General features: G+C 66.3%; 8 protein-coding genes and 1 pseudogene. 4 read left to right on the forward strand and 5 right to left on the reverse strand.

The annotated features are described in order from the left end of the window. Together AC1D00_RS15020 and AC1D00_RS15025 are read left to right on the forward strand one after the other, a co-directional pair. Positions 1–679: pseudogene (locus AC1D00_RS15020) on the forward strand (Rieske 2Fe-2S domain-containing protein); the annotation flags it as partial. A 3-nt stretch (positions 680–682) separates the two neighbouring features. Continuing rightward, a complete protein-coding gene (locus AC1D00_RS15025) occupies positions 683–1,510 on the forward strand; it encodes an N-acetylmuramoyl-L-alanine amidase (RefSeq protein WP_404551375.1) in 828 nt (275 codons plus the stop codon). Between the two features lie 12 nt (positions 1,511–1,522). On the opposite strand, the gene AC1D00_RS15030 is transcribed toward AC1D00_RS15025, so the two are convergent. The 3 genes from AC1D00_RS15030 to AC1D00_RS15040 all read right to left on the reverse strand — a co-directional run bounded on the left by AC1D00_RS15030 (position 1,523) and on the right by AC1D00_RS15040 (position 4,603). After that, positions 1,523–3,133 (reverse strand): Na+/H+ antiporter, encoded by a 1,611-nt coding sequence (locus tag AC1D00_RS15030; protein WP_477011205.1) that lies wholly within the window; start codon positions 3,131–3,133, stop codon positions 1,523–1,525. 45 nt (positions 3,134–3,178) lie between these two features. Continuing rightward, the gene (gene bla, locus AC1D00_RS15035) at positions 3,179–4,036 is read right to left on the reverse strand and encodes a class A beta-lactamase (RefSeq protein ID WP_404551373.1); all 858 of its coding nucleotides are present in this window, start codon (positions 4,034–4,036) and stop codon (positions 3,179–3,181) included. Between the two features lie 192 nt (positions 4,037–4,228). Next, a complete protein-coding gene (locus AC1D00_RS15040) occupies positions 4,229–4,603 on the reverse strand; it encodes a nuclear transport factor 2 family protein (RefSeq protein ID WP_477011206.1) in 375 nt (124 codons plus the stop codon). A gap of 93 nt (positions 4,604–4,696) precedes the next feature. On the opposite strand from AC1D00_RS15040, the gene AC1D00_RS15045 reads away from it, so the two are divergent. Together AC1D00_RS15045 and AC1D00_RS15050 are read left to right on the forward strand one after the other, a co-directional pair. Further along, positions 4,697–5,125 (forward strand): GFA family protein, encoded by a 429-nt coding sequence (locus tag AC1D00_RS15045; RefSeq protein WP_404551372.1) that lies wholly within the window; start codon positions 4,697–4,699, stop codon positions 5,123–5,125. A 165-nt stretch (positions 5,126–5,290) separates the two neighbouring features. Then, positions 5,291–7,108 (forward strand): caspase family protein, encoded by a 1,818-nt coding sequence (locus tag AC1D00_RS15050; protein ID WP_477011207.1) that lies wholly within the window; start codon positions 5,291–5,293, stop codon positions 7,106–7,108. A 54-nt stretch (positions 7,109–7,162) separates the two neighbouring features. Here the strand turns inward: AC1D00_RS15050 and AC1D00_RS15055 are convergent, their stop codons facing one another. Next, positions 7,163–7,849, reverse strand: a complete 687-nt coding sequence (locus AC1D00_RS15055) for a DUF1345 domain-containing protein (protein ID WP_477011208.1) — start codon at positions 7,847–7,849, stop codon at positions 7,163–7,165. Between the two features lie 7 nt (positions 7,850–7,856). Next, positions 7,857–8,736: polyprenyl synthetase family protein (locus tag AC1D00_RS15060; protein WP_477011209.1), on the reverse strand; the 880-nt coding region annotated here is incomplete at its 5' end.

Below are 8,736 nucleotides of genomic sequence, written 5' to 3' on the forward strand. Positions count from 1 at the left end.
GGACCCGCGACCCGTGATCAAGGTCAGTCCGCATGAAGCGGGACTGACGATCGCCGGTGGCCGGCTCACCGGCAGCGACACCATCTATTGGCGGATCGCGCAGTTCCTGATGCCGTTCCATGCCTACGCGCCGAGCGCGATGCCGGGTGAGAACATCTTCGGCCAGACCTTCGTGCCCGTCACCGACACCAATTGCTGGATCTACACCTATGCCTGGAATCCCGTGCGGCCGCTGACGCAAGCCGAACGCGACGCGTTCGATCGCGGCAACGGCGTGATCGCGGAGGTCGACGACAATTACGTGCCACTGCGCCACAAGGGGAACGATTATCTGATCGACCGCAAGCTCCAGAAGACCAGGAGCTACACCGGCATCAAGGGCGTCTCCGAGCAGGACGCCGCCGTGCAGGACAGCCAGGGCCCGATCGCCGACCGTACCCGGGAGCATCTCGGCCCGACCGATCTCGGCATCATGCATTTCCGGAAAGTCGTGATGGAGCTGGCGCGCGCGCTTCAGCAGGGCGAGCCGCCGCCGCAGGCCGCACACCAGGATCGCTACGCGGTGCGCTCCGGCGCCTGCGTCACCAGCAGGGCCAAGGACCTGCCGGCGGTGATGCTGGAACGTTTTGGCGATGTCGCAGGCTTCGTCGGCCGTCCCAAGGTCGCAGCAGCGGAGTAGCGCTTGGGGCAGTTGCGCAGCATCATCGCCGGATTGGTCGCGTCGACCCTGCTGTCGTCGCTGGCCCCCGTTGAGCGCGGACATGCCGCTGCCGCGCGAACGATGGCGAAGCCCGGGCCCAAGTCCAAGCCGAAGCCGCCGGCGCCATCGGCCAGATGTGAGATGCCGAAATTCCGGATCGTCGTGGATGTCGGGCACACCCCGGACTCCTACGGCGCGCTGAGCGCGCGCAATGATCCGGAGTTCGGCTTCAACTTCCGGCTCGGAACGCTGATCACGGCGAAACTCAGGGACCAGGGCTTTGCCGCAACCCGCCTGCTCGTTACGGACGGCAAGGCGCGGCCGAGCCTGTTCAAGCGCGTCAGTGCCGCGAATGACGGCCGGGCCGATCTCCTGCTGTCGATCCATCACGACTCGGTGCCGGACAAGCTGCTCGAGACCTGGGAATTCGACGGCGCGATGAGCTATTTCAGCGATCGGTTTTCAGGCCATTCGCTGTTCGTATCCGAGCGCAATTCGCACTTTGCCACCAGCCTGTTGCTGGCCCGGATGATCGGCCGGCAGTTGAAAGAGCAGGGCCTGCACTATGCCAGCCAATACACATTGCCGGTGATGGGCCGCTACCGGCGCCAATTGCTCGACAAGGATCTCGGTGTCTACCGCTATGACGGGCTCGTCGTGCTGTCGCGAACGAGAAGTGCCGCGGTGCTGCTCGAAGCCGGCTCGATCATCAACCGCGACGAGGAAATGGCGATGAACTCCCTGGAGCGGCAGGAGATGATCGCGGGAGCCGTCGCGGCCGCGATGGGGGAGTTTTGCCCGAGGCGGTAGCTTGACGAGAAGCTACAGCGGCACGCCCCGATACTCCCGGTTCGCCAAACTCGCCTCCTCCAGATCCAGATCGCGCTCGATCCGGCGCCGCGTCTCGTCGGTGATCTGGCCGTCGCGCAGGAGGTCGTGGATGAACTTGCGCTCGGCGACGATCAGCTCGCGGGTCAGCGCGGTGCCGGCGGCGGAGACGTCGTGATGCGCGGGATCGAGGGAATCGGGAAGCTGGTTGGCGCGGATCTCGTGGCGGGCGCGCAGAAGCCTCATCACTTCATCCGAGACCTCCTTTCCCTCGGCCAGAGCGTCGAGCGACTTCAGCGCGGCGTCGAGCGCCTGGCGCCGCGCCGTGATCTCGGCCTCATGCTCGGCGACATGCTCGTTGCGGCCGGCTTCAGCGACGCCGAGCCAGCGCACCACCGGCGGCAGCGTCAGTCCGACGCCGATCAGCGTGACGAAGATGACGCCGAAGGCGACGAACAGGATCAGGTCGCGATACGGAAAGGCTTCGCCGCCCGGCAGCGTGAACGGCAGCGCCAGCGCCGCCGCCAGCGACACCGCGCCGCGCACGCCGGTGAAGGCGAGCACGAACGGCCATTGCCATGGCGGCGACGGATCGCGCTTGCGCAATGATTTGGAGAAGATCCGCGGCAGATAGGTCGCGGGATAGAGCCAGGCGAAGCGCGCGGTCACAATGATCGTCAGCACGACGGCGGTCGCGATGAGGATGTCGTCGAGCGGGAACGCCTTCGATTTCTCGTAGAGCGCGCGCATCTGGAAGCCGGTGAGCAGGAACAGCAAGCCCTCGATCAGATAGATGATGAGGTCCCAGAAGAAGATGCCTTGCAGGCGCGTCGCCGAGGAGATCAGGAGCGGGCCGTTCCAGCTCACATAGAGCCCGCAGGCGACGGTGGCGATCACGCCGGAGCCGCCGACATGCTCGGGCAGCCAGTAGGAGACGTAAGGTGTGATCAGCGACAGCGTGAGCTCGACCTGCTGATCCTTCGCCCATTTGCGGAAGCGCAGCGAGAGCCAGCCGACGCCGATGCCGAAGGCGATCTCGCCGGCGACGATGAGGGCAAACTCGCCGGCCGCCAGCGGCAGCGATAAATGGCCGACCATAATGGCGGCGAGCGCAAAGCGGTAGAGGATCAGTGCGGTGGCGTCATTCGCGAGCCCTTCGCCTTCCAGTATGACCAGGAGGCGGCGCGGTATGTTGAGCCGTCGCGCGATCGCGAGCGGTGCCACCACGTCGGGCGGCGCGACGATGGCCCCGAGCAGGAAGCCGATGGTCCATGGCAGGCCGATCAAATAATGCGTGGCGGCCGCCACCATCGCCGCGGTGAACATCACCGCGCCGACCGCGAGCAGCACAATTGGGCGCAGATTGTTCCGGAACTCGCGCCAGCTCATGGCGACGCTGGCCGAGTAGATCAGCGGCGGCAGCACCATCAGCAGCACCAGCTCCGGCGGCAGTTCCACCGGCGGCATGCCCGGCACGAAGGCAAKGCCGACGCCGGACAGCATCAGCAAGATCGCAGGCGCGATGTTGAAACGGCGGGCGACGAGCGCGGTGCCCGCCAGCACGGCGAGCAGGATGAGGAAGGTCTGGAATTTCGCTGCGATCATGGCCTGTCTTCGCCCGGAAGCGGCCAAGAGGTCAATGCGGCGGCCTTACGCCAGGCGCCCCGCCACCATGCGCCCGATGCGCGCGAACGCGGCCTCGATCTGCGGGGCAGTCGGCGAGCCGCCCTGGGTGTAGGCCGCGATCAGGATCGGTGTGTCCGGCTTGGTCCAGGCGACCGCGATATCGCCCGATGCGTCCTCGCCGTTGTTGCCGGTCTTGTCGCCGATGGTCCAGCTTGCGGGCAGGCCACCGCGCAGCCGGTTCGCACCGGTCTTGCAGCCCACCATCCATTCGGTGAGCTGGGCACGCGATGCCGGCGACAGCGCTTCGCCCGTCACCAGCCGCCCCAGATTGCCGGCCATCGCTGCCGGCGTCGTGGTGTCGTGGGGATCGCCGGGCGCGGAGCGATTGACCTCAGGCTCGTTGTGGTCGATCCGTGAGGTGGTGTCACCAAGCGATCGCCAGAACGCGGTGAGGGCGGCCGGCCCGCCGATCCGCGCCAGCAGCAGATTGGCGCAGGTGTTGTCGCTGAGCTCGACGATCGCCTTGCACATCTCGGCGACCGACATCTTGCCGGCCGCGAGATTTTGCTTGGCAACCGGCGCATAGCTCAGCAGGTCGGCCTGGCCGTAAGGGATCATGGCCGCGAGCTGCTCCTGGCCGCGATCGACCCGCGCCAGCACGCAGGCCGCAAGTGAGGCCTTGAACGTCGAGCACATGACGAACCGCTCGTCGGCGCGCCAGGCGATCTTCGTGCCGGTCGCAAGGTTCTCCGCGTAGAGTCCGATCCGTCCGCCGCTTTCGCGCTCATAGGCCTCGAGCTCAGGCGGCGCGCCGGCGGCAAGCGCGGGAGAAGCGGCCATCCAGCACAGCGAGGCGAGCAGGGAGCGGCGGTCGAGATGCATGGGGGACCTATGGACGAGATGGAATAAGGGGGAAGGGAATGTCGCGCAGGATGTTCCCACGTCGTCATCGCGAGCGTAGCGAAGCAATCCAGCCTGTCTCTGCGGAGAGATTCTGGATTGCTTCGCTGCGCTCGCAATGACGGAGGATGGGAAGCGAGTGCGCCCGATTTCGGGCAGCGGAAGGTCGAGATCTCACTCCCTCAGGTCATACCGGTACGATTTCGATACGATCTGCCAGCCGTCGGCGAGCTTCATCGCCACCAGGTAGTCGGTGAAGAACCGTGGCGGCAGCTGGCACCGGACCTTGATGAAGGCGGTCTTGTCGTCCGAACGGTCGATGGTGACGATGAAATCCTCGCGCGGCTTGYCTTCGGCCTTGCCGGAGGGACGCTTGCGCACGCGGTCGAGCCAATCCGGTACGGTCAGTACCTGTAATTCACCCTTCTCGACCCAGCGCAGATCGGCGGAGGGATGGAAGATGGCGCCGAGTTTGTCGGCGTCGCCCTCGTAGAGTCCGTCAAAATAGCTTTGCACGACGGCTTCGACGCTCGAACGATTCTGGCTCATGGGTCGTTCCTTTGAATGATGGCTTGGGGGAATTTAGTCGTACGCATCAAAATGCGCTATGGGTGTGTCAGCCATTTGCGCGCAGGCGTTGCCATGACCGGATCAGAAATCTCGAACGCTCGTATTCTCACCGGCGAATGCTACTGCCGCGCCGTGCGCTACGAGGTAGCGGACCAATTCTCTTACGCAATGAACTGCCACTGTTCGAACTGCCGTCGCACCACCGGCTCCGCTTTCAAGCCGTTCGCCGGCATTCCGCAAGAGAAGCTCCGCATCGTCCGGGGTGACGACCAGCGGATCATTTTCGGGGACGACACCACCCATGACGCCCACTGCGCCCGTTGCGGCTCGCTGCTTTATTCCCGGGTGCGCGACGGAAAATGGGTCCATGTCGCCATGGGAACCCTGGTCGATGCCCCCTCGATCCGGCCCAGCGCCCATATTTTCGTCGGCTCGAAGGCGCCCTGGCATGAGATTACGGACAATCTGCCGCAATACCGGGGGCACATCGGGGATGGATGAGGGAAYCAGCCCACGCCTCAGCGAACCGCGACGGCGCTGGCGCGACAAACCCGAGGGGGCATCCCGTCTGTCGTCAGCGCCGCCTTCGTGACCTCCATCACAAGCACAGCCTACTAGAACGATCCCAAAGGGCTCGAATGGTCCTGAACTTTCGGAAGTCGTGTCATGCGCAATTTGCTCAGACTTTGCCCGCTTCTCCTCGCCCTCGCGCTGCTGTTCGGCGCCGAACCTGCTTTCGCCGGAAAGCGCGTGGCGCTGGTGCTGGCCAATTCGGCCTATCAGCATGCGCCGTCGCTCACCAACCCTGTTAATGACGGTTCGGTGATGGCGAAGACACTGAAGGATGCCGGTTTCGACACCGTCGATTACCGGCACGATTTGTCGGCCCTGGATACGCGGCGCGTGCTGCGCGACTTCGCGGACGCGACCCGCGATGCCGACATCGCCGTGGTCTACTACGCCGGTCACGGCATCGAGGTCGAAGGCTCCAACTATCTGATCCCCGTTGACGCCAAGCTCGAGCGCGATACCGACGTCTATGACGAAGCACTCTCGCTCGACCGCGTCCTGGTCGCCGTCGAACCCGCCAAGCTGCTCCGCCTGGTGATCCTGGATGCCTGCCGCGACAACCCGTTCGGCAAGACCATGAAGCGCACGGTGGCCTCGCGCGGCATCGGCCGGGGCCTCGCCCAGGTCGAGCCGACCAGTCCCAACACGCTGATTGCCTATTCGGCCAAGGCCGGCTTCACGGCGCAGGACGGCGACGGCGCCAACAGCCCGTTTACGGTTGCGCTGTCGAAGCACCTGACGACGCCGGGCCTCGATGTCCGCCGTGCCTTCGGCTTCGTGCGCGACGACGTGCTCAAGTCGACCGGCAACAAGCAGGAGCCGTTCGTCTATGGCTCGCTCGGCGGCGACGATGTCCCGCTGGTGCCGGTCAAGGTGGTGGCTGCAGCGGCGCCCGTGCCGAACCCGCAGGCCGACATCCGCCGCGACTACGAGCTCGCGCTCCAGGTCGGCAACAGGGCGGCATGGGACGCCTTCCTCGCCCAGCATCCCGACGGCTTCTATTCCAGCCTCGCCAAGCTCCAGCTCGAGAAGATCGGCGCCGAGCAGGCTCATGCGGCGGCGATCGAGAAGGCCAAGCAGGCCGAGGCCGAGCGCGACCGTCTTGCCGCCCTCGGTGCGCAGAAGGATGCGCAGGCCAAGGCTGCGGCCGACGCGAAGGCCGCCGAGCAGGCGCAGCTTGCCGCCCAGAAGGCGAAGGAGCAGGCGCAGCAGCAGGCGGCCGCTGCCGAGCAGCAGCGCGTCAACCTTGCCGCCACGGCCCCGGGCGCTGCGCCGGCCAGCACGGCGAGCCCGGCCGGCACCAACGTCGCGTCACTGACGCCCGCGACTGCGCCGGCCGATCTCAGCCGCTCGGTGCAGACCGAGCTCGGCCGCGTCGGCTGCTTCTCGGGGCAGGCCGACGGCAATTGGAATAACTCCTCGCAGCGGTCGCTGTCGCAGTTCAACCGCTATGCCGGCACCAAGCTCGACGTGAAGGTGGCGAGCACCGATGCGCTCGATGCGGTCAAGTCAAAACCGTCGCGCGTCTGCCCGCTGGTCTGCGAGCACGGCTTCAAGGTCGACGGCGACAAATGCAGCAAGATCGTCTGTCGTGACGGCTATGCGGTCAACGACGACAATGAGTGCGAGAAGCAGCGTGCCGCCAAGCCCGCAACGGCCAAGCCGGCGACGGCCAAGCGCGACGACGGCGATGAGCGTCCCGCACGGCAGGGTCGTCAGTCCGGCGGCGCGGCTGCTGGTGCGGCGGGCGGCTATGGTGCCGCTGCGGCGGCCGGCGCGGGTCGCGCCTCGGGCGGCGGCGGTCGGATTTTTTGCAACGATCTCCTCTGCCGACCGGTCAGGCCCGGCTGCCGCCTCGTATATCGCGGTGGCGGCGGCCCCCACGTCGATGCCAATGCCGAGGTCTGCAACTGAGAAGGCTACTGCTTCCCGACATCGTCCTGGCGGAGCCGGGACAATGTCGGGGGATCACGTCGCAATCGCGCTTGCCGCGATGTTGACCGTCAGCGCCAGCAGTGCCGTGTTGTAGATGAAGGACACGATGCCGTGCGCCGTCGCCGTGCGGCGGATGGTCCTGTCGGTGATGCCGACATCGGAGACCTGCGCGGTCATGCCGATCACGAAGGAGAAATAGACGAAGTCCCAATAGTCGGCGTGGTCCTCCTTGTCGCCGCTGGGGAACTGCAACCCGCCCGGCGGGTGCCGGTAATAGTCGTGGGCGTAATGCAGCGCGAAGGTGGTGTGCACGGCGGCCCATGACAGCGCGATGGTGGTGATCGCGATCGTCAGCTCCGCGGCGCCGCGATGGGCGCCGAGCTCGGCGACGATCGCCGCGATGCTCGCGAACGCGCCGATCGCCGTCACCAGCAGGATCACGAAGCGGCCGTCGTCCTGCATCGCTGCGTTGCGGCGGATGTGCTGGTGGTCGTTGTTCAGCATCATCACGTAGACCAGCACCAGATAGACCGCGATCAGCGCATCCCAGCCGAGCACGAGCCGCGTCGCCAGCCGCAGGGTGCCGGGCAGCAACAGAAACACCAGGATGCCGAAGCCGAGTGAAATGAATGTTCGCGGCCGCGCGTAAATCACGCGCATCGGCCGCGACATTTTTTGGAAGCGCGCGAGGACGGGATCGTCTTTGTCGATGCCCGTCATCGCACGGTCAGTTCTTGCGCTCGGCGACAAACCGCGCGGCGGCTTGCAGCACGGCGGYGCGATCGCCGAAGATCGAGACTGCGCTGTCGGCCCGCGCGAGCAGGTCGCGCACGCGCTGCTTGGCGCCTTCGATGCCGAGCTGGGTGACGAAGGTGGTCTTGCCCATCGCTGCGTCCTGGCCCGAGGGCTTGCCGAGCGCGGTCGCATCGCCTTCGACGTCGAGCAGATCGTCGGCGATCTGGAAGGCCTCGCCGAGCGCGCGGCCGTAGTCGTCGAGCGCCTGATATTCCTTCTGCGTGGCCTGGCCGAGGAGCGCGCCGGCGATGCAGCCGTAGCGCAGCAGCGCGCCGGTCTTCATCTGCTGGATGCGCGCGACATCGATCGGCTCGTTGCCGCCAAAGCGGCCTTCGCCGGCGAGGTCGAGGATCTGGCCGCCGACCATGCCGCCGATGCCGGCGCAGCGCGCCAGCGCGCGCGTCAAGAGCAGCCGCACATTGGCGTCACGATGGATTTCGTCGCGGGTGATGATGTCGAAAGCGAGCGTGAGCAGGCCGTCGCCGGCGAGGATCGCGGTCGCGTCGTCGGTCTTCTTGTGCAGGGTGGGACGGCCCCGGCGCAGGTCCGAATTGTCCATCGCGGGCAGGTCGTCGTGAATCAGCGAGTAGCAGTGGATGCATTCGAGCGCCGCACCGGCGAGCAGGGCCGCCTCGCGCGGCACGCCGAACACGGCCGCGCTTTCGACCACCAGGAACGGCCGCAGGCGCTTGCCGCCGTTCAGGCTCGAATAGCGCATTGCGTCCATCAGTCGCTTGGGACGGGCGATTTCATCGGGCAGGATGTCGTCCGCCAGGAGGCGCCCGAGCAGGGCCTCGGTGTCATCAGCGGTC

It is taken from the genome of Bradyrhizobium sp. P2_E8 (assembly GCF_056403875.1).

Coding starts and splice junctions, on each gene's coding strand:
- AC1D00_RS15055 (WP_477011208.1), bottom strand. CDS start 7,849: ATGACGGGCATCGACAAAGACGATCCCGTCCTCGCGCGCTTCCAAAAA.
- AC1D00_RS15045 (WP_404551372.1), top strand. CDS start 4,697: ATGACCGGATCAGAAATCTCGAACGCTCGTATTCTCACCGGCGAATGC.
- AC1D00_RS15050 (WP_477011207.1), top strand. CDS start 5,291: ATGCGCAATTTGCTCAGACTTTGCCCGCTTCTCCTCGCCCTCGCGCTG.
- bla (WP_404551373.1), bottom strand. CDS start 4,036: ATGCATCTCGACCGCCGCTCCCTGCTCGCCTCGCTGTGCTGGATGGCC.